The 22,444-nt window shown below is 70.7% G+C and carries 9 protein-coding genes; all 9 read right to left on the bottom strand.

All coding sequences use genetic code 11. From position 1 onward, the window contains the following. Positions 1 to 8: 8 nt before the first annotated feature. The 9 genes from ACVCMC_RS15390 to ACVCMC_RS15350 all read right to left on the bottom strand — a co-directional run bounded on the left by ACVCMC_RS15390 (position 9) and on the right by ACVCMC_RS15350 (position 22,410). A complete protein-coding gene (locus tag ACVCMC_RS15390) occupies positions 9 to 1,157 on the bottom strand; it encodes a glycosyltransferase (RefSeq protein WP_447097932.1) in 1,149 nt (382 codons plus the stop codon). Next, a complete protein-coding gene (locus ACVCMC_RS15385; protein ID WP_447097931.1) occupies positions 1,154 to 2,275 on the bottom strand; it encodes a glycosyltransferase in 1,122 nt (373 codons plus the stop codon). The genes ACVCMC_RS15390 and ACVCMC_RS15385 overlap by 4 nt, the downstream gene beginning before the upstream one ends. Beyond that, positions 2,272 to 3,642: a phenylacetate--CoA ligase family protein gene (locus tag ACVCMC_RS15380; protein WP_447097930.1), complete on the bottom strand. Its 1,371-nt coding sequence runs from the start codon at positions 3,640 to 3,642 to the stop codon at positions 2,272 to 2,274. The genes ACVCMC_RS15385 and ACVCMC_RS15380 overlap by 4 nt, the downstream gene beginning before the upstream one ends. Further along, positions 3,639 to 5,189, bottom strand: coding sequence for an oligosaccharide flippase family protein (locus ACVCMC_RS15375; RefSeq protein ID WP_447097929.1), 1,551 nt, complete (start codon positions 5,187 to 5,189; stop codon positions 3,639 to 3,641). Before ACVCMC_RS15375 ends, ACVCMC_RS15380 begins: the two co-directional genes overlap by 4 nt. Beyond that, positions 5,186 to 6,448, bottom strand: a complete 1,263-nt coding sequence (locus ACVCMC_RS15370) for an O-antigen ligase family protein (RefSeq protein WP_447097928.1) — start codon at positions 6,446 to 6,448, stop codon at positions 5,186 to 5,188. The genes ACVCMC_RS15375 and ACVCMC_RS15370 overlap by 4 nt, the downstream gene beginning before the upstream one ends. Positions 6,449 to 6,664: 216 nt before the next feature. Beyond that, positions 6,665 to 13,150 (bottom strand): amino acid adenylation domain-containing protein, encoded by a 6,486-nt coding sequence (locus tag ACVCMC_RS15365; protein WP_447097927.1) that lies wholly within the window; start codon positions 13,148 to 13,150, stop codon positions 6,665 to 6,667. Between the two features lie 5 nt (positions 13,151 to 13,155). Further along, positions 13,156 to 20,379: a hybrid non-ribosomal peptide synthetase/type I polyketide synthase gene (locus ACVCMC_RS15360; protein ID WP_447097926.1), complete on the bottom strand. Its 7,224-nt coding sequence runs from the start codon at positions 20,377 to 20,379 to the stop codon at positions 13,156 to 13,158. 280 nt (positions 20,380 to 20,659) lie between these two features. Continuing rightward, positions 20,660 to 21,442: a hypothetical protein gene (locus ACVCMC_RS15355; protein WP_447097925.1), complete on the bottom strand. Its 783-nt coding sequence runs from the start codon at positions 21,440 to 21,442 to the stop codon at positions 20,660 to 20,662. Positions 21,443 to 21,486: 44 nt separating this feature from the next. Then, complete coding sequence (locus ACVCMC_RS15350; protein WP_447097924.1) at positions 21,487 to 22,410, bottom strand: cupin-like domain-containing protein; 924 nt, start codon at positions 22,408 to 22,410, stop codon at positions 21,487 to 21,489. Between the last annotated feature and the right edge of the window lie 34 nt (positions 22,411 to 22,444).

Raw genomic sequence — 22,444 nt, 5'->3', positions numbered from 1 at the left:
CCCGCGGGTCACGGGTGACCGGCAACGACCTCGCACAACACCCGCTCCAGCCGGTCGATGTTGTCGTCCCAGCGAAAACCCCGCGCGTGTTCGACGATGCGCTCGCCCTGCCATGCCCGGCCGGTGGCTTCCAGCAAGGCGGCGGACAACGCTGCCGGATCACGCACCGGCACCAGCATGCCGGCAAACTCCGGCAGCACTTCGGGGATGCCGCCGACCCGGCTGGCCACCACCGGGATGCCGCAGGACATCGCCTCCAGCACCACATTCGGCACCCCTTCGTTGTGGCTGGGCAGGCACAGCAGGTCAGCGGCGCGGAACCAGTCGCCCAGTTGCGCATGCGGCACGGCACCGACCAGGCTGACGCGTTCGGCGCAGCCCAGGGCGGCGGCCCGCGCGAGCAGTTCGTCGCGGCAGGCGCCGGCGCCGGCGTAGACCAGGGCCGCCTGCGGCCGCTGCGCCAGCACGGCGGGAAACGCCTCCAGCAAGTCCAGACAACCCTTCGTCGATTTCAGATTGCCGACGTAGAGCAGCAACGGCTGCTCGGCGCCCAGGCCCAGACGTTGTCGCGCCGCCTCGCGCGAACCGGGCGAGAACCGCTGCGCATCGACGCCGTTGTAGATCGTGTGCACCCGCGTCGGGTCCGCGCCCAGCGCCACCGCCTTGTCGGCCAGTGCCTGGCTCACCGCCACCACTGCGCCCGCACGGCGCAACGCCGCGCCGATCTGCGGCCGGCGCAACGCACCCTCGGCCATCACGTTCAGGTCGCTGCCGTGCACCTTGACCACGTAGGGAACGCCCAGCCGGCGCGCCAGCCAGCCCGAGGCCACCGCATCGGGATAGGCCCAGCTGGCCAGGATCGCGTCGTACTTCTCCGCGCGCAGGCGCCGGCCGTGCTGCAGCCAAAGCGAAGCGAACCAGCACCCGGCATGCAGCGAGCGCAGTCCCGGCGGAAACACGAAAGTGAAGTGGTCACGACGCAGGCCGGGCACGTCGACCGTGCCGCGCACGCCGCCCAGCCGCTCGCGAAAATCCACCGCGGTCAGCACGTGCACCTCGTGGCGCTGGCCCAGGCGCTCGAACTGCTGCCGGTTGAACGCGCCGCGCAGCGGGTCCCACGGCGTGGGAAACAGGTTGGTGGTGATCAGCAGTTTCATGCGCCGGCCGGCTCCCGCTCGCCGCGATAGAGCGATTCGTAGCGCGCGGCCATGCGCTCCAGCGAGCCTTCCGCCTCGACCCATGCGCGCCCGTGCGCGCCGAGTTCCTGCGCGGTCGCGGGCGCCTCCAGCAGCGCGATCATCGCCGCGGCCAGCGCCTCCGCGTCGGCGGCCGGCACCAGCTTGCCATTCACGCCCTCGCGCACAATCTCGCCGTTGCCGCCCACCGCGGTGGCGACGATGGGCAGGGCGCTGGCGCAGGCTTCCAGCAAGGCCATCGAATAACCCTCGCTGAGCGAGGACAGCGCGAACAGGTCGAGCCCGGGGAGCAGTTCGCGCACGTCGCTGCGATCGCCGAGAAAGCGCACGCTCCCGCCCGGCATCGTCGCAGCGGCAAGCTGCTCCAGCTCGGCGCGCAGTTCGCCGTCGCCGATCAGCAGCAGCACGACATCGGCCACGCGCTGGCGCACCACGGCGAAGGCGCGGATCAGGTTGGCCTGATCCTTGGTCCAGTTGAGCCGGCCCACGCTGCCGATCAGCCGCGCCTGCGGCGGCAGCGCCAGTCTCTCGCGCAGGCGCGCACGATGGTCGGGAGAGGCGGACAGAAACTGATCCACGCGGATGCCGTTCGGCACCACGCAGGCCTTGCCCGGCGGCACGATGCCGCGGCGCACGGCGTCGTCGCGCGCGGCCGCGCACACCAGCGCCACCGCATCGGTGCGCGCCAGCGCGCGTCGATACAGGCCCTCGCGCCGGCGCGAGTTGCGGTTGGCGCCCATGCCGTGGCGCGTGTTGACGACACGGCCGATGCCCAGCCCGGTGCTGGCCCAGACCGCGTGGTAGTGCGCCACCGCGTTGTGGGTGTGCAGCACTTCGGTGGCGGGTGTCGCCAGGGCGCGGCGCAGGCGCAGCAGGGCGCGCAGATCCGGCCCGCGGCGCTTGCCGCAGGCGTGCACGGGAATGCCCTGGGCGTCCAGCTCGTGCGCCAGCGCGCCGGCTTCGAACAGGCAGACCACGCGGCAGCGGTGACCCTGCCGCTGCTGCATGGTCACCAAGTCGATGACCATGCGTTCCAGGCCGCCGCGGTTGAGGTTCTCGACGACGTGGACGATGTTCATGCCGCGGGCGTGGCCGGCAGTTCGGAGATGCACACGCGCCACTTGCCGCTGGGCGTGAGCGGGATGTCGTCGACGAAATGGACGTTCAATTGCAGGCTGTCGCCGACCACCTTGGCCAGCTCGCGGCGGATGTAGGCGAGCGAGGCTTCGTCGAAGCCGGGACCACGCACCAGCGACAGTTCGAGCTGGTCGAGCCGGCGCTGCACCACCTGGAAGCGCACCAGCCCCGGCACGTCCTTGAGCATGTGCGGGAAGAACTCGCCGGGCAGCAGGTGGCCGGCCGGGGTGCGGATCGCGTCGAGCAGGCGGCCATCCACGCGCTGCAGCAGCGGCAAGCCGCGACCGCAACTGCAGACGTGGTCGCTCGCGGTGGCGACGTCTCCGTTGAGGTAGCGCACGAACGGCATGCCGTAGTTGAACAGGTCGGTGATCACCACCTCGCCCGGCTCGGTGGCAGGCGCACCGGGGTGCCGCTGCAACTCCACCACCAGGTGATCGGCGTTGACGTGCAGGCCTTCGCGACGCTCGCATTCGGAGGCTATCAGCATGAACTCGCGGCAGCCGTAGGTGTTGTACGCCGGGCAGCCGAATGCACGCTCGATGATCTCGCGCTGGAACTCGTGCAGCGACTCCGCGGCGCCGATGATGCTCCGCGGCGCGGCCACGCGGCGACCGGTGTCGAGCAGCCATTGCGCCAGCCGCACCAGCGGGCCGACGTAGCCGACGATGACCTGCGGGCGGTAGTCGTCGATCGCGTCGGCGTAGCCGGCCATGTTGGCCTCGGTCATGCCGAAGCTGTTGAGCACGCGCCGGGCGAACGCCGCGTTGTACACGCGGTCCTTGAACTGCTGAAGCCGGTGCGGCGTGCCCACGGCCCCGCCCCACACGAACAAGGTGCGCCGGCCCATGCGCGAGCCGGCCCAGTCGTAGCCGCGCCACATCACTGCGGTGCGCCGCTCGTAGCTCTCGCGGGTGTAGCCGAAACGCAGCGGGTCACCAGTGGAGCCGCCGGTGGCCTTGGTCAGCACGCGGTCGTGCCAGCCCTCGGCCTGCAACGCATCGAAGTGCTGGCGGATGTCGGCCTTGGTCAGCACCGGCAGCTGCGCGTAGTCATCCAGGTTGCGGATGTCGGCGACGGCGACGCCGGCCTCGCGCCAGCGCTGCCGGTAATACGGAACCTTCTGCTCGCAGTGCTCCAGCAACCGCTTCAGGCGTTGCCACTGCAGCGCGGCGATCTGCTCCGGCGCCAGCCACTGGTCGCGCTGGTAGTCGGCCAGGTAGGCCAGCGTGTGCCGCCGCCGCAGGCCGCTCTCCCACAGCGGGTAGAGCACGCGGGAAAACGCCTTCTCGTACCACGATGTCTTCATGGATCCCCCCAGGCGCGCGCACCGGCCCACGCCAGCAGACGGCCGAGCGGACGCGGTCGACCGGCGGCGTAGCGCTGGTGCAGGCTCTGCAATTGGGCAATGTCGGCGCGACTCCAGCACTGCAACAACAGGGTCAGCAGCGCGTAGGACGCGGTCAGCACGAACGCGCCCAGCAGCAGGGTCGGGATCGGCCCCAGCTGCGCCGCGTGGACCAGCGAGGCGAGCCCGGCGGCCAGCGCCGCGGCCAGCACGATGCGCAGCAGCCGCAGCCACTCCAGCTGCACGCCGCTGATGCGGATGCCGATGGTCAGGTAAGAGGCGGCGATGACGAACAACAGGATCACGATGGCCGCCACCGAACCGTACAGACCGAACCGCGCGATCAGCACGTAATCAAGCAGCATCTTCAGCACGCCAAGAATTATGGTGAGGATCAGCACCACGTTCTGCCGATCCGCACTGACCAGCAGGCTGGTGGCGCCCTGGGTCACCGTGCCCATGGCGCAGGCGAACAGGCACCAGCCGAACACCGGCGCCGCGGCGGCATAGGTCGCGCCATACAGCAGGCCGATCACCGCGCCGGCGAAGGTGCCGCCGAAGGCCACCACCGGCGCCGCCAGCAGGGCGAGATAGCTGGTCACGGCGACGAAGCGCCGGCCGCCGGCCTCGCGCCCCTGGCTCTGCGCCTTGGCCATCATCGGCAGCAGTACCGCCCCGAACACGCCCGGCACCAGCAGCATGATCCCGGTCGCCAGCTGGTAGGCGACCTTGAAATAGCCCGCCGAAGCGGCGCTGTCGAACAGGTTGAGGAACAGGATCTCCACGTCGCTGGCGATCAGGAAGCCCAGGATGATGGTGACCGAGACGATGCGCAGGTGCCGGCGCACCCGCTGCTGCAACACCTCGGGCACCGCCCCCGCGCCGGCATGCCGCGCCAGCAGGCGCCGCGCCTGGTGGCGCGAGGTGAGCAGGAACACCGCGCCGGAGATCAGGTAGACCACCAGGAACCAGAAGATCGACGCCCCCATCAGCATCGCCGCCGCCACCATCAGCAGGTTCAGCGGCGCGGAGATCAGGCTGACCTTGGCGGTGGCGTCGAACGCCTCGAAACCCTTGGCGACGGCGATGTTGAACATGTACGGCGCGCGCAACGCCACGGCGGCGGCAAGCATGACGAACTCGGTCACGCGCAGGTCGGCGGCGAAACGTGCGCCGAACAGCAGGTACAGCGCCAGCGCCAGCGCCATCACCGCGAGCAGGTGCCACATCTGCATGCGGCGCAGGTAACGCACCACCGGCACGATCAGCTCGTGCTGGTCGGCGCCGCGCAGCTCGGCGACGAACTTGATCACGCCGGTGGTGATGCCCGAGTTGGTCGCCACCACGCCGATCGCGGCAAACCAGATGAACAGGCCGTAGATGCCGTAATGCTGCGGTCCCAGCTGGCGCGCGATCAGGATCGCCGCCAGCATCCCCAGCGAGTACTCGACGTAGATGCCGATCGAGGAAAACAGGGTGTTGCGCAAGGCGCCGCTGCGAATGCTCATGAGCCGATCAGCAAGATGGTGGTGATGACGTACAACGCCACGATGGTGGCCACCGACACGGCCAGCCAGCGCATCCAGTGATCGGTCAGGCGCAGCAGCGGCACGCCCGGCCAGCGCTGGCGCGCGCCCATGTAATGGCCCACCACCAGCGCGACCAGCAGGTACATCACCACGGTGTAGCTGCGGCTGAGGAAGAACGCCGCGGAGAACAGCCCGTACAGCGACAACAGCAGGGTGAACGCGATCGCCCGCTCGCCCTGCCACGTGCCGGCCTGCGCCGACTCGACGGCCGTTTCGGGCTGGTGGCGCATCACGGTCATCATCATCCAGAAGCCGTAGGTGGTGAATGCCAGCCACAGGGTGTAGCCCAGAAACCCGGTTTCGGCCAGCACCAGTACCCAGGAGTTGTGCGCGGTGAGCTGATTGTAGTCGGTGAAGTTGCCGGGGCCGACGCCGAGCAGCGGGTTGGAGAAGAACATGTGCATGCCCTCGTACCAGGCATCCACCCGACCAAACGCCGATGACTCGTCCGGGTCCAGCTCCTGCATGCGCGAGGACAGCAGGCGCATCACCAGCAAACCCAGCACGCCGAGCACGCCGGCGGTGAACATGCCGCGGCGTCGCCACACGAAGATGCCGCCGACCACCAGCACCGCCAGCATGGCGCCGCGCGAATTGGTCAGGTAGATGCCGTACAGCAGCAGGCCCGCGGCGGCCAGCCACCAGATCCGGCGCAGGAACCCGCCCCCGCTGCTGAGGAAGAACGCCATCGGCAGCGTGGCGGCAAACAGCAGGCCCACGTCGTTGGGGTCGTTGAAGATGCCCACGTAGCGCACGCGCCCGTCCTCACCCAGCGGTACGCCGGTCCAGCCCATGCCGGTGTTCGCCTGCACGATGCTGTGCTGGGCCAGCACGCAGGCGCACAGCACGAACACCGCCATCGCGATGGTCACCCGGCGCTGCGTGGTGCAGGCGGAGGCGAAGACGAAGAAGGCGATCACGATGGGGCCGAAACTCTCCAGCAGCGCAAGCGCGCCGCCGAACCAGTGGTTGGCGACCATCGACACCATGCCTACCAGCAGGAACACCGGCAACAGCAGGAACTGCGGCGCGTCGAAATTCTTGCCGGCACGGATCATCCACGCCGCGAAAGCCAGCAGCAGCACCACCGGCAACAGCGGAATGCCCTCCAGCGCGGGCAAGAAATCCTGTGGCCGGACGATGGTGAGCGCGAGGTAGAGAAGGCTTAATGTGAACATGCGGCGTGATCAGGATCGAGCGCGTGACTCGGGGTGAAGAAACGACTGAGCCAGGCCATCACGATCGGTGCCGCGCCCCATGGACGGATGCACGCGTGCATTCGCTCGCCAACCCGCCCCGCACCGTCGGCGGGGCTGACACGATGGTAGCAGTCGCCGCGGGCGACAGGCTGGCACGGTGCACGTTCCGCGCACGCCCCTCGTCGAGCCCGCACCTCAGCCCCCTCCGAGGCGCTTGCGCAGACGCGACCACAGGGAACCTTCCGCCGGTCGCGGCGAACCCGCGCCGGCTTCGGGCAGCTCGGCGGCCAGCGATGCCAGCGTGCCGGTGACCACGTTCAGCAGGCGCAGGCTCACGCCGGTCTCCTTGCGCACCCGGCTGGCGAACTCCACCGCCAGCATCGAGTGCCCGCCGAGGTCGAGGAAGTTGTCGTTGCGGCGAATCTCCTCGACGCCGATCAGCTCGCGCCAGAGGCCGGCGAGATACAGTTCGCGCGCATCGCTCATCGCGTCGGTCGCGGGCTCGGCCTGCCGGCCGGGACGCTGCTGCGCCACGACCGCCGCGGCGACGGGCTCGGGCAGTTGCTTGCGATCGATCTTGCCGTTGGGCGTCTTCGGCAGCTGCGCCAGGGTCTCGATGTGCTGCGGCAGCATGTAGCCGGGCAGGCGCTGGCGCAGGTGCTCGCGCAGCTCGCGGGCACCCGCCTCGACGTCGCCGTCCATCACCACGTACAGCACCATGCGCAGGTCGTTGTCGCCGAAGCGGCGCACCCCCGCCACGGATTCGTGCACCGCCGGGTGGCTGTCGGCGGCGGCCTCGATGTCGCCCAGCTCGATGCGGAAACCGCGAAGCTTGACCTGGTGGTCGACGCGCCCGTGGAAATGCAGCACGCCATGGCGCCAGGCACCCAGGTCGCCGCTGCGATACATGCGCGCGGTGCCGCCGACGAAGGGATCGTCGACGAAGCGCTCGGCGGTCAGCTCGGGCTGGAACAGGTAGCCGGCGGCCACGCCATCGCCGCCGATCCAGATCTCGCCGATGACGCCCGGCGGCAATGGCCTACCCTGCGCGTCCAGCACGTAGATCCGCGTGTTGGCGATCGGCTTGCCCAGCGGGGCCGTATCGAGATCCGGGCGGATTCGCGCCACGCTGGACCAGATCGTGGTCTCGGTGGGGCCGTACAGATTCCAGAGCTCGCGGCAGCGCCTCGCCATGTTGCGCGCCAGTGCCGACGGCAGCGCTTCGCCGCCGACGAACAGGCGCAGCTGATCCAGCGCGCGATCCCGCCCGGCATCCTGCAACAGGCGCAGCACCGAGGGGGTCACCTGCAGCACGTTGCAGCCGCTGCGCTCGATCAGGTCCCACATCCGGTTCGGATCGTGCTGCTCCTCGTCGGTGGCGATCACCACGCGCCCGCCCACGGTCAGCGGCAGGTACAGCTCCAGCCCGGCAATGTCGAACGACAGCGTGGTGGCCGCGCACACGGTGTCGTCCCGGGTGAAACCCGGCTCGCGCGCCATCGCCAGCAGGAAGTTGACCAGGTTGCGGTGAAGCACGGCGACACCCTTGGGCTTGCCGGTGGAGCCGGAGGTGTACAGCACGTAGGCGGTGTCGTCGCCGTGCACCGGCGGCAAGTTGCCCTCGCCCGCCGGCTGCGCGGCCAGTGCGTCGACGTCGAGCAGTTCGCGACCTTCGGCGACCGCCGCCGGCAGCAGTGCCGCGTCGGTGACCAGCACATGGCGCAGCTGCGCATGCTCGGCCATGTAGTGCAGGCGATCCGGCGGGAAGGTGGGGTCCAGCGGCACGTAGGCGGCGCCACTGCGCAACACGCCGAGCACCGCCACCAGCATCGACAGGCTGCGCGGCACGCAGATGCCCACGCGGTCGCCGCGACCGAGGCCGTGACGACCCAGCGCCAGCGCGAGGTTGCGGCTGGCCTGGTCGAGCCACGCATAGTCGACGCGCTCGCCACCGCACTCGGCAGCGATGCGTTGCGGCGCGGCGCGCATCTGCGCCTCGATCAGCGCGGGCAGGCCCAGCGTGCGGTCGTAGTCCACCGCGGTCGCATTCCACTCCACGAGCACTTGCGTTCGTTCCGCCGCGTCCATCAGCTCGATGTCGCCCAGCGCGCGCTGCGGCGAGGCCACCGCCTGCGCCAGGATCTGCCGCAGGTAATCGATCCAGCGCGCCACGCTGGCGGCGTCGAAGATGTCGGTGTTGTAGGTGAGGCCGCCGGAAAGTCCCTGCGCGTGCTCGATGAACCACAGCCCGACGTCGTCAGCCGCGCCGTGCTGGAACACCGGGATGTTCTGGTGTTCCAGCTCGCCCCAGCGGCCCGGGCGCAGGCGCACGTCCTGGAACGAGAACATCGCCTGGCTCAGCGGCGGGCGGCTGTCGTCGCGGCGCAGGTCGAGGTCGATCACCAGTTGCTCGAACGGCACGTCGGCGCAGGCAAACGCATCGAGCACCACGCCACGCACCGCCTGCAGCGCGTCCAGGAACGAGGCGCCGTCTTCCAGCTGCACGCGCAGCGGCAGCGCGTTGACGAAGAAGCCCATCACCCGTTCCAGCTCGGGCGTGTCGCGACCGCGCACGGGCGTGTTCACGATCACCTCGCCCTGCCCGCTGAGCCGATGCAGCAGCACGCACCAGGCGGTCAGCAACACCATGAACAGCGTGCCCTGGCCCTGCTGGCCGAGCTGGCGCATGCCCGCCGCCTGGTCCGCCGGCAGATGGATCCACTCGGTGGCACCGGCGCCGCTCATGCGCGGCGGACGCGGGCGATCGACCGGCAACGCCAGCGGCTCCAGCGTGCCGGCCAGGCGCTTGCGCCAATGCGCCAGCTGGCGCTTCAGCTCGTCGCCACGCATCCATTGCGCATGCCACGCGGCGAAATCGGCGTACTCGACCGCCAGCGGCGGCAATGCAGGTTCCCGGCCGGCGGCACGCGCGGCGTACAGCGCCGACATCTCCTCGTACAGCAGGTCGAACGACCAGCCATCCCAGATCACGTGATGCGGCATGAAGAAGAACACGTGTTCGTCCGCAGCGAGCCGGAACAGCCTCACCCGGAACAGCGGCGGCGTGCCCAGGTCGAACGGCTCGGCGATCAGCTCCTCCAGCCGCCGGGCCAGTACGGCCTCGCGCCCGGCCGCGTCCACGCCGGAAAGATCCTCCAGCGGCAACGCGATCTCGAGCTCGGCATGGATGCGCTGGACCGCGGTCTTGTCGTCCAGCTCGATCGCCGTGCGCAAGGTCGGCTGGCGCCGCACCATGTCGCGCAGCGCCTGTTCGAAGGCCGCCACGTTCATCGGCCCGCGCAGGCGATGCGCGGACGGCGCGTGGTAGACCACCTGGCCGGGATTGAGCTGCTCCAGGTACCAGACGCGTTGCTGCATCAGCGAGAGCGGCGCGGTGTCGCGATCGGCGAGCCGCGGGATCGACGGCGGCGCCGGGCGGGCCTGGGCCGGATCGGCGCCCAGCGCGCGGATCGCCGCCGCCATCGCGGCCACGCTGGGGGCGTCGAACGCGGCGCGCAACGACAGGGTCAACCCCAGTTCGCGATTGAGCCGGGCGATCCAGCGCGAGGCCAGCAGCGAATGGCCGCCCAGGTCGAAGAAGTTGTCGTCCACGCCCGGCGCGTCCACGCCGAGCGTCGCGGCCATCGCTGCGGCCACGCGCTGTTCGAGTTCATCGCGTGGCGCCTGCTGTTCGCGTGCTCCGCTGCCCGCCGCCATGTCGGGTGCCGGCAATCGCGTGCGATCGACCTTGCCGTTGGGCGACAGCGGGATTGCCGGCAGCATCACGTAGTGCGCCGGCACCATGTACTCGGGCAGGCTCGCGCGCAGGTGCGCGGACAGCGCCGCCGGATCGGCGCTGGCGCCAGCCGCGCCGGCGATGTACGCAACCAGGCGCATGTCGCCGGGGCGATCCTCGCGCGCCAGCACCACCGCCTGCGCCACCGCCGGGTGCGTGGCGAGGCGGTGTTCGATCTCGCCCAGCTCGATGCGGAAACCGCGCAGCTTCACCTGGAAATCGTTGCGGCCGAGGTATTCGATGTTGCCGTCCGCACGCCAGCGACCGAGGTCGCCGGTCTTGTACATGCGTGCGTCGGCGTCGTGGGCGAACGGATCGGGCAGGAAGCGCTCGGTGGTCAGCGTCTCGCGGTTGAGGTAGCCGCGACCGACCTGCACGCCGCCGATGAAGATCTCGCCGGCCACGCCCACCGGCACCGGCTGGCCATAGCCATCGAGGATGTAGATGCGCGTGTTGGCCACCGGGCGGCCGATCGGAATGTTCGATGCGTCGTCGCCGGCCACGCACGCCCACGCGGTGACATCCACCGCCGCCTCGGTCGGGCCGTACAGGTTGTGCAGGCCCACGCCGGGCAACTGGCGGAAAAACGCCGCGGCCAGTACCGCCGGCAGCGCCTCGCCGCTGCAGATCACCTGCTTGAGGCTGGCGCACGCCGCGGTATCGCCGTGGTCGAGGAAGGCGTGCAACATCGAAGGCACGAAATGGATCGTGCTGACCTGCTCGCGCCGGATGGTGTCGGCCAGGTAGGCCGGATCGCGATGGCCGCCGGCACGCGCCATCACCAGCCGCGCGCCGCTCATCAGCGGCAGGAAGAACTCCCACACCGAGACGTCGAAACTGCACGGCGTCTTCTGCAGCACCACGTCGCGTGCATCGACGGCGAACATCTCCTGCATCCAGCGCAGCCGGTTGACCACGCCGCGATGCTCGTTCATCGCACCCTTCGGCAGGCCGGTGGAGCCGGAGGTGTAGATCACGTAGGCGAGGTGGCGGTCGTGCAGGCCGTTTGCCGCCGCGAGCGGGTTGGATGCCTCGCACTCGGCCCATGCCGGCGCGGCCTGGTCCAGCGCCAACGGCGGCACGGCCGGCGCCAGCGGCGCCAACCGCGGCACCAGCGCCTGCTGGGTCAGCAGCATTGCCGGCGCGCAGTCCTGCAGCATCCAGGCCAGGCGCTCGGGTGGATATTCCGGGTCGAGCGGCACGTACGCCGCGCCGGCCTTCAATATGGCCAGCAGGCCGACCACCAGCTCCAGCGAGCGCTCGGCGCAGATCGCCACGCGCTGGTCGGGGCGCACGCCGGACGCGCGCAGGTGATGGGCGAGCCGATTGGCCCGCTCGTTCAACCCGGCGTAGCTCAGCGTTGCGCCTTCATGGCTGACGGCAATCGCCTGCGGCGTGCGCGCCACCTGCGCCTCGACCAGTTCATGGATGCACTGCCCGGCCGGATAGTCGACGTGGGTGGCATTGAACTTCTCCAGCACCTTGCGCTGCTCGATGTCGGCCAGCAGCGGCAGCCGACCGAACGCCGTGTAGTCGTCGGCGGCCATCGCCTGCAGCAGGGTCTGGTAGTGCCCCAGCCACTGGCGGATCGTGGCGCCGTCGAACAACTCGCGGTTGTACTGGCATTCCAGGCGCAGCTCGCCATGGCTTTGCACCGCGTTGATCGCCAGCTCGAAGTTCTCGTAGCGGCGCGGATTGCTGGCGAATTCCAGCTGCAGGCCGGGGAACGCCGAGTCCTCGTGGTCCAGCGCCTGGTCGATGTTGAACATCACGCTGACCAGCGGCAGGCGCGAAGGGTCGCGGCCGATGCGCAGCTTGCGCAGCAGGCTGCCGAAGGTGAGGCGCTGGTGTTCCAGCGCGTCGAGCAAGGTGGTTTGCGCCTGCTCGATGGCCAGCGCGGCGGGCCGGTCCAGGTCCGGCTCGAACAGCAGCGGCAAGGTGTTGACGCAGTGGCCGACCAGGGCGTCGTGGCCGTCGATCGCCTGCCCGGCGGTGGGGATGCCGATCACCACCCGCGACTGGTGTGCCAGCCGGATCAGCAAGGCGGCGAAACTGCCCAGCAAGGTGGCGAACAGGCTGGCGCCCTGGCGCGCGCCGAGGCGGCGGATCGCCGCGACCAGTTCCGCATCCAGCGTCCAGTCCTCGCGAGCGGAGCCGAAGCTGCGGCGGGCCGGGCGCGGGCGATCGGTGGGCAGGTCGAGCACCGGGATCTCGCCGGCGAAGCGCGCCAGCCAGTACTGCTCGTCCTGCGCGTATGCGGCATCCGGCTGGCAGGCCTGGGCAAGCGCGTAGTCGGCGAACGCTTCGGCCGGCGGCAGCGCCTCCACCGCGTGGCCGAGCCGCTGCGCGTACAGCGCGCCCAGCTCGCGCACCAGCACCCACCACGACCAGCCGTCGCAGACGATGTGATGGGCGGTGAGGATGAGCACGTGCTCGTCGTGCGCCAGGCGGAGCAACTCGCCGCGCAGCAGGTGGTCGCGGCCCAGCGCGAACGGGGTTTCCACCACCGCGGCGCGATGCTCGGCCACGGCCTGCTCGCGCCGCGCCGGATCGGCGGCCGACAGGTCGAGCAACGGCAGCTCGAAGCTCACCTGCTCGCGTATGCACAGGGCTTCGCCATCCGGGCCGAAGCTGGCGCGCAGCGCATCGTGCCGATCCAGCAGCGACTGCAACGCCGCGTGCAGCGCGGCCGCATCGAGCACGCCGCGCAAGTGCAGCGAGACCGATTCGTTGTAGGCCAGCGAAGCCTCGGCGCCGAGCTGGTCGGCCAGCCAGATTTCGCGCTGCGGCTCGGTGCTGGGCACCACGCGCGACAGCGTGCCGTCGGCGAAGGGGTCGTAGTCGACGGCGAGCGCCGCGTCCCTGGCTGGGGTTCCGATGCTCATCGCGATCAACTTGCCTTGGTGTAGCTGCCCGGTTGCCCGGGAACCTGCACGAACCACGCCGGACGCCCGTCCGGTTCGCGGCCGATGCGCGCGCCGGGCAGCGGCGGCTGGCGCGCGTCCATCACGGTGCGGGCGGTGGCGGTGCGCCGCGGCAGGAAGTCGGCCTCCTGCAGTTCGATCACCGAATCCTTCCAGGCCTGCGTGATCTGCCGGAAATCCGCCTCGCTGTGCGCGGAGGTGAAGAAGCACGGGAAGTTGTCCAGGATGTGCACGCCGCGGCTGCGCATCATCGCGAACAGCAGATCCTGCAAGGGATGATCTTCCAGGAACTGGGTCCTCCAGAACGACGCGAAGTGCTTGACCGCGATCGGCGCGCCGACTTCGTCGCAGAACGCGTTGAGCTCGGCGGCCATCGCCGTGGTGCGCGCGTTGAGCCGCTCCTGCAGGCCGGCGCCCTGCTCCTTGATGTGTTCGAGCACCGCCTGCGCCGCCGCCAGCGCCAGCGGGTGGCGCACGAAGGTGCCGGCGAAATAGGTCACGCCCACGGTCGGCACCGAGTCGTCGCCGAACTGCCAGCTGCCGCCGTCGAGCGCATCCATGAACTCGCGCTTGCCGGCGATCACGCCGATCGGATAACCGCCGCCGACCACCTTGCCGTAGGTGGCGAGGTCCGCCTGGATGCCGAACAGCGCCTGGGTGCCGCCGGGATGGGCGCGGAAGCCGGTGACGATCTCGTCGAAGATGCACAGCGTGCCGGACGCGGCGGTGATCTTGCGCACCTCGCGCAGGAAATCGACCGGCTGGAAGTCGGGCCGCCGGCTCTGCACCGGCTCGATCAGCACGGCGGCCAGCTCGTGCGCGCGCGCGCGGATGATCTCCAGCGATTCCGGCGTGCCGTAGTCCAGCACGATCACGTTCTCCGCCGTGTTGCGCATGATCCCGGGCGCGGCCGGCACCGCACGCAGCTTCTTCGTGCCGCGCACGATCACCTCGTCGATGATGCCGTGGTAGGAGCCGCTGAACAGCACCACGGTGCTGCGCCCGGTGACCGTGCGCGCGACCCGCAGCGCACCCAGCACGGCTTCCGAACCGGTGTTGCACAGGGCGGCGCGGTCGTGTCCGGTGACCTCGCACACCAGTCGCGCCACGTCGCCGGCGAGCGGATGCTGCGGGCCGATCTCGTAGCCGAGGTCGAGCTGGCGGCGGATGGCCTCCAGCACGAAATCCGGCTGCCAGCCGAACAGGCTCATGCCGAAGCCGTTCAGCGCATCCACGTATTCGTTGCCGTCCAGGTCCCACAGGCGCGAGCCCTTGGAGCGCTCGACCACCAGCGGGTAGACGATCTCCTTGGTCAGCGGGCGGAAGCCGTTCACCACGCGCGGGTCGGCCATGTGCGGGCGCTGCGCCTCGGTGTACTGCTTGGACTTGCGCGACCGCGCGACGTAGCGCTCGATGAAACGATCGAGCCGCTCGCGCTGGTGGCGGGACAGTTCCAGCTGGCCGTTGTCGATGCGCGCGATCGCGCCGAACGCCTTCTTGACGTCGTAGCGGGTGTGCGCCAGCGCCGCTTCCTCGTCGCGATCCGCGCTGGTCGACACGGGTGCTGCCGCCGGTGGCGTCGCCACGCTGGCCGGTGGTGCTGCTTGCTGTGCGGGCGCGACGGGTGCGGCGGCGCTCGCCGTTCCCCCGAGCAAGGCCAGCTGCTGTGCCATCAGTTGCATCTGCTGGTCGATCACGTGACGCACGTAGTCGTTGCCGCCCGCTCCCGCCGTCGGCAGCGCCGGCACGGCAAGCGTTGGCGCGGCGAGCGTCGGCGCAGCCACGGGGGCGGCGACCGGCGCGGCAACTGGCGCCGCCGTCGGCGCGTCCGGCGGCATCTGCTCGTCCAGCAACGCCGCCAGCCGGTCCAGGCTGGCGTGGTCGACCATCAACTGGCGGAACGTCACCTTGACCGGGAACACGCGCGACAGGTGCAGCGCGACCTGGGTCAGCATCAGGCTGTCCAGCCCGAGCTCGATGAAGTTGCTGGTGCTGTCGGCGTCGTCCAGTTCGATCCCGGTGATGTCCTCGAACACCGCCTTGAGCTGGTTCACCAGCCGGGGGCGGCGATCGGCGGGCATGGCGACTTGCGGCATGGGGGCTTCCTCGGCCGCGGGCGCGGCGGCGACGGGTGTCGGTTCAGCGAACGATGGCGCGGGCGCCGTGGCGGGTGCGGCATCCAGCCAGCAGCGCTGGCGTTCGAACGGATAGGTGGGCAGGCGCACGCGGCGGCGGCGCGCGCGATGGTCGAGTCGTGCCGGATCAAGCGCCATGCCGCGGCACCAGAGTTGGCCCGCGGCCTGCAGCAGCGCCGTGCGCTCCACGTCCGCCGCATCGGCCAGGCTGGGCACGGCGACGATGCGTTCGCGCGCGGTACCGAGTTGCTGTCGGGCGAGCGTGGTCAGCGTGTGGCGCGGCCCCACTTCCAGCAGCACGCGCGATGGCGCGTCGAGCACCCGCGCCAGCGCGCCGGAGAAGCGCACCGGCACGCGCAGGTGCTGCGTCCAGTAATCGATCGAGCCGGCCTGCGCGGGGTCGAGCCAGTCGCCCAGCGCGGTCGACACCAGGGGCAGCTGCGGGCGGCCCAGTTCGACGGCGGCAAGCGCCTCGCGGAACGGTGCCAGCACCGGCTCCATCATCGCCGAATGGAAGGCGTGCGAGGTCTGCAGCAGGCGCGCGGCGATGCCGTCCGCTTCGAGCGCCGCCCGGAAAGCCTCGACCGTCTCGGCCGGCCCGGCCACCACGCAGGCGCCAGGCGCGTTCTCCGCTGCCAGCGCCAGATCCGCCGGCAGGCGTGCCTGCAATGCATCCAGCGGCAGCCGCACCGACAGCATCGCGCCCGGTGGCTGCGCCTGCATCAGCTCGCCGCGCCGCGCCACCAGCGCGATCGCGTCGCGCAGGCTGAACACGCCGGCCAGCGTGGCGGCCACGAACTCGCCCACGCTGTGGCCGATCATCGCTGCCGGCACGAGGCCCAGGCTCATCCACCACTGCGCCAGCGCGTATTCGATGGCGAACGTCGCCGGCTGCATCACCGCCGTGGGCAGCAGCGCGGCCGGGTCGTCGGCGAACACGCACGCGGCGAGATCGAAACCGCCCTGCTTGCGCAAGGCGCTGGCGCAAGCGTCGAATGCGTCGCGGAACACCGGCTCGCTGGCATGCAGCGCGCGACCCATGCCGGCGTACTGGGCGCCCTGGCCCGGGAACAGGAAGACCACGTCGCTCGCCCGCGCCGGCGTGCTGCGCGTCGCCGCCGCGGCGATTTCCGCGCTGGCCAGCTGCGCGCTGGCGCTGGTGGCGGACTCGGTGACCACGGCCAGCCGATGGGCGAAGGCCTTGCGTCCGACCGCCAGCGTCCACGCCACGTCGGCAAGCTCGACTTCCGGAGAGTCCGCCAGGTGTGTGCCCAGCCGCGTGGCCGCCGTACCCAGTGCAGTGGCCGTGCGCGCCGACAGCAAAAGCAGTTGCGGCCCGGCGGTCGCCTCGCTCGGCGTCGGTGCGGGTGCTTCCTCCAGCACCACGTGCGCATTGGTGCCGCCCACGCCGAACGAACTCACGCCCGCGCGGCGCGGTACGCCGGGCGCGCTGGTCCAGTCGTGCAGGCGATCGTTGACCACGAACGGCGAGCGGGCGAAGTCGATCGCCGGGTTGGCCGCGGCGTAATGCAGGCTCGGCGGAATCCGCCGCTCGGCCAGCGCCAGCGCAGTCTTGATCACGCCGGTCGCACCGGCGGCGATCACCAAGTGGCCGACGTTGCTCTTGACCGAACCGAGGCGGCAGAAGCCGGTATCCGGCGTGTCGCGCCGGAACGCCTTGACCAGGCCCTCCACCTCGATCGGATCGCCGATCGGCGTGGCCGTGCCGTGCGCTTCCACGTAGGAGATGCTGCGCGCGTCGACGCCGGCGTTGCGCTGCGCCATCGCGACCACCGCGGCCTGGCCCTCGCTGCTGGGCGCCATGAAGCTGGCCTTGGTGCCGCCGTCGTTGTTGATCGCGCCACCGCGGATCACCGCGATGACCGGGTCGCCATCGGCCTGCGCGTCGGCCAGCCGCTTCAACAGCACCACCGCCGCACCGTCGCTGAACACCGTGCCCCTCGCCTCGGCGTCGAAGCTTCGCGTGTGGCCGTCCGGCGACAGCATCGCGCCGTCCTGGAACAGGTAGCCGCTGCGCGGCGGACAGGTGATCGAGGCACCGCCGGCCAGCGCCATCTCGCACTGGCCGCTGCGCAGGCTCTCCATCGCCTGGCAGATCGCCACCAGCGAGGTGGAACAGGCGGTGTGCACGCTCACCGCGGGACCGGTGAGGTCCAGCTTGTGTGCCACCCGCGGCGCGATGAAATCCTTCTCGTTGTCCAGCATCACCTGGAACGCGCCGAGCTTCCCGACCTGGTCGGGATGCGCGCTGACGTGGTGCTGGAAATAGGTCGCGTTGTACATGCCGGCGAACACGCCGACCGGGCCGTCCTGCGCGCCGGGCGCATGGCCGGCGCGTTCCAGGCACTCCCAGCACAGCTCCAGGAACAGCCGCTGCTGCGGGTCCATCAACTCCGCCTCGCGCGGGCTGATGCCGAAGAACGCGGCGTCGAACAGCTCCACGCCGTCGATCACGCCGCGCGCGGGCACGTAGGCCGGATCGTCGCGCAGGCTCGCCGGGATCGACGGGTCGAGCTCGCCCGGCGCGAAGCGGGTGATCGACTCGCGTCCCTCGCACAGGTTCTGCCAGAAGCTCTCGATGTCCGCGGCGCCGGGGAAGCGGCCGCTCATGCCGATGATCGCGATCGGCTCGGCACCGGCTTGCGCGCCGGCGGCACGCGGGCGGGCGAGGCGCGCCGGTTCGATGCCGTCGGCGCCGGCGTGATCGCGGTGGCGGGCCAGCGCCAGCGGCGTGGGATCGCGGAAGAAGGTCAGCACGTCCAGCGCGGCATCGCCGTCGCGGCGCAAGCGATCGATCAGCCGCACCGCCAGCAGCGAGCTGCCGCCCAGCTCGAAGAAGTTGTCGTGGCGGCCCACCTTGTCCAGCGCGAGGCTGGTGGCGAAGGCGGCGCACAGGCGCGTCTCGGCTTCGCCCACCGGGGCTTCGTAGGTCGTGGCCAGTTCCGGCCGTGCGCTGCCCGGCGCCGGCAGTGCGGCGCGGTCGAGCTTGCCGTTGGTGGTGACCGGCAGCGCGTCCAGCACCACCCACGCGGCCGGCAGCATGAACTCCGGCAGTTCGGCAGCCAGGCCGCGGCGCAGCGCCGGCTGGTCGGGGCGGGTGGCGGCGGGGACCACGTAGGCGACCAGGCGCTTGCCCAGCGGCGGGTCATCGCGCAGCACGACGGCGCAGGCGCGCACGCCGGGCTGGCGCAGCAGCGCTGCCTCGATCTCGCCGGTCTCGATGCGGTAGCCGCGGATCTTGACCTGGCCGTCGCGCCGGCCGACGAACTCCAGCACGCCGTCGTCGCGCCAGCGCACCAGGTCGCCGGTGCGATACAGGCGGCCATCGGCGGCGCCGAACGGATCGGCCACGAAACGCTCGGCGGTCAGCTGCGCCCGTCCGAGGTAACCGCGCGCCACGCCGTCGCCGCCCACGTGCAGCTCGCCGACCACGCCCGTCGGCACCAGCTCGCCGGCGCGATTGAGCACGTACACGCGGGTGTCGGCTATCGGCCGGCCGATCGGCACCGAGCGCGCGTCGGCCGGCAGGTCCCGCGGGATCGGCCAGGTGCAGGTGAACGTGGTGCACTCGGTCGGGCCGTAGCCGTTGATGATCTCCACGCCGGGCAAGGCCGCCAGCGCGCGGCGCACATGGTCGACCGACAGTGCCTCGCCACCGATCAGCAGCTGGCGCAATCCCTCCAGCCGACGCGGCGCCTCGTCGACCACGGCGTTGAACAGCGACGAGGTCAGCCACGCCGTGCCGACCCCTTCGCCGGCAATGGTTGCGGCCAGGCCGGCAGCGGTGGGGATCGTTTCGGGATGGACCACCACGCGACCGCCGTTCAGCAGCGCGCCCCAGATTTCCAGGGTCGACGCATCGAAGCCCAGCGGTGCGGCGTGCAACATGCGCGTGTCGGCATCCAGCCGCACGTAATCCACGCCGCACACCAGCCGGATGATCGAACGATGGGCGATCGCTACGCCCTTGGGGGTGCCGGTGGAGCCGGAGGTGTACATCACGTAGGCGAGCGCATCGCCGTCGACCACGGGCAGCGGCGCGTCGTGCGGCACGGGTACGGACTCGACGACATCCAGCGCAAGGCACGCCACTCCATCGGGCAACGGCAGCGTAGCCGCGACCGATGCGACCAGCACCATCCGCGCACCCGCATCGGCCAGCGCAAACGCCAACCGCTCCGGCGGGTGGCTGCGATCGAGCGGCAGGTAGGCCGCGCCGGCCTTGAGCACGCCGAGGATTGCCACCAGCGCCCCCGCCGAACGCTCCAGCGCGACGCCGACGATGTCGCCCGGCACGACGCCGGCATCGAGCAGATGCCGGGCCAAGGTGCTGGACCGCTCATCGAGTCGGGCATAGCTCAGGGCGTGCCCGCTCTCGACCACCGCCGGTGCATCCGCATGCGCGGCGGCGGTGCGGGAGAACAGCGCGGACACGCTGTCGCCGCGGTGTCGCGGCACCGCGGTGTCATTCCACTGCACCAGCAAGCGCTGGCGTTCGGCCGGAGCGAGGAGATCCGGCTCGGCGTCAGCTTCGTCGAGCAGGCCCGCCCAGGCGCGCTGCACGCAACCGGCCAGCAGCTCCACGCTCGCTGCCGTCAGCGGGCTGCGCCAGCGCAGTTCGAGGGCGATCGCGTCGCTGAAATCGAGGCGCCAGGTGGAGAGCGCGGCGGCGGCGTCCGGCAACGCTGCCTCCTGCAGCACCATCCACGCCACCGTGACCGGGGCGGCCGACCCGCGCGCTGCGGACAGCACGCCCTCCAGCCATGCCTTGCGTGGCGCGTCGCGGGGCACCGGCACGGTCAGCTGGCGGGTGCATCCGGCCTGGTGCAGCGTTGCCACGGCGGACTCGGCGCCGGTCAGCTGCGCCTCGACCCGCGCCAACGCGGCCAGCAGGGTCAGCGCCGCGCGCTCGGGATCGGCCGCGTGCAGCGCCGCCACGCAAGTGGCCAATGCGCCGTCGAGCGGCACGCGGCGACTTTGCCAGGTTTCGTCATCGGCAGGCGCGATGCCCGGCAGCACGTCCAGCAACGACATGCCGTCGTCAATTGACACTGGATTGGATGCCGCGCCCACCACCCCTCCTGGTCGGGCGGCGATGACCGCCACGACACGCGCCGATCTCCCTCGGGCAGGATGCGCGCGATTCGCGAGGCACCGCGGATCGGCCGGCATCTGCCCAGCGAAGCCGCCTGGGAGCACCCGCTCATCGCGTCGTCTGCCAAACCAGCCTCTGGACGACAAGATTAGCGCAGAACCGCGTCGAACTGTGCAATGGGGCACGCCATTCAGACTGACTGCGTGCTATGCAGGTGGACTATGGCGCGGCGGACTGGAACGCGAACAGCCACAGGATCGCCCGCTGGCGCGGGCTGCCGCTCCAGCTCACCCGGTAGGTGCCGGCACGGTCGACCTGGCGGTAAGCCACCGCGCACTGCACGCCGCTTATCGGCGGCAGTTGCAGATAGCTGTCGATCACGGTGAAACCGTTGTCCGGCACGGCGCTCATCCGGCGTACATTGCCGTCACCCCACCACACCGCGATCAACGTGGCCGGCCCGGTCGTGGTGACCTCGCCGCTGGTCACGCTGAAGCGGTCGGCCGGATCGGAGAGCATGCCCTCCACCGTGCGCTTGAGCTTGCCCGCGATGCGCTGGACCAGATTGGGCGCGGGGTAATTCTGGGCGAAATCCTGCAGCACGCCGGCATGGCGGATTTCCACGAAGGGGATGGTGATCTCGCGCTCCGGCTCACCCGGCTTGTCGATGCTGACCGTATGGTGCCGGCCGCCCGGGCCGGCCAGCGACACGTAGGCCTTCACGTCGAAACGGCCCTGGTAGCCGTCGTAGACGGCGGTCGGACCCACCTGGGTCCAGTGCCGCCCATAACTGTCGGTCGGCGCCGCCGCGTTGCTGGCGAAGCCGCCATTGAGCACCAGCAACGCACTGCCCGCCGGCGCGGTGTCGAGCGGCGCGGTCACGGCGGGGCTGCGGCCGCGATGATCGGCCTGCGCCAGCAAGGTGTGGGCGCCGAGCGTAGGCGGCGCGGGAGGAGCTGGCCGGTCGACGCCGGCTGCGGTCAGCGGAATGCAGGCCAGCATGAGCACGCGCCAGGCCCGGCGACCGCCGCGTCGCCGGCCGGACATCACGAGTCGCCAACCTTGGCGTACGGTGCGGCGTCCGAATCGACGGACGCGCCGGCCAGTCGTAGCGCCAGCCGCTTGCTGCCGATGTAGAGCCCGCCGGCCGCCAGCGTGGCGGCGTCGAACAACGGGAAGCGATCCACCGCCGGCGGCACCCAGCCCAGCCGGCGCAGCATGTCGTGGGTGCGATGCAGGAGGGAGTTGCGCCGGGTCGCGCGGGTGTAATAGGTGAAGCTCATGGTGATCGACGGGCCATCGCCGTTCTCGACCATGTGCGGACTGGTCGAGGGCATGTACGCGCCCATCCCGGGTTCCAGCTCGAACACCCGGGCTCGCTCGCGATACTCCTCGCGCCACTGCAGCAGCTCGCGCGAATGGGTGCGATGGAAGCGATCGCGCGCATGCTCGCTGACCACCTGCGTGTCGCGATGGTCCCAGACGTAGATCCGCTTGCGGCCGTGCACCTGCAGGATGAAGTTGTGTTCCTTGTCCATGTGGAACGGCGTCACCGCCCCGGGCGAAGTGAGGAAGATCCAGCCGGCGCGATAGCACATGCCCGGGTCGACCGCCTCCACCTGCGGCCGGACCGAGTCGAGTACCTCGTCGACGACGGCGCGGTACTGCGGATCGGATTGCACGTTGAGCAGCGAAGTCCACGCCGCGGCATGCTCGATGTCGCTCAGCGTCGCCTCGACACCCTTGGCGTTGGGATGCAACCGGGGTGCTTCGTTGAACGACGTGCCCGCAGTGGCATCGCCGCTGTGCGAGCGCACGCGGCCACGCGCTTCCAGCCGCTTGCCCAGCTCGACCAGGGCCGGCAACTGCAGCGCGGGGTGCGTCGCCAGATGATGCCGCACGCCCTGTATCCGCCAGGGATCGAACTGATCCCAGGCGACTTCCAGCCACTTGGACGATGGACCCGACATGCCCCCTCCCGCGACCCGCCGGCCGCAAGCTGCG

This window comes from Rhodanobacter sp. UC4452_H20 (genome assembly GCF_052978205.1).
The sequence above is the reverse complement of the archived record's forward strand: the minus strand, read 5'-3'. Positions and strand labels throughout refer to the sequence as shown.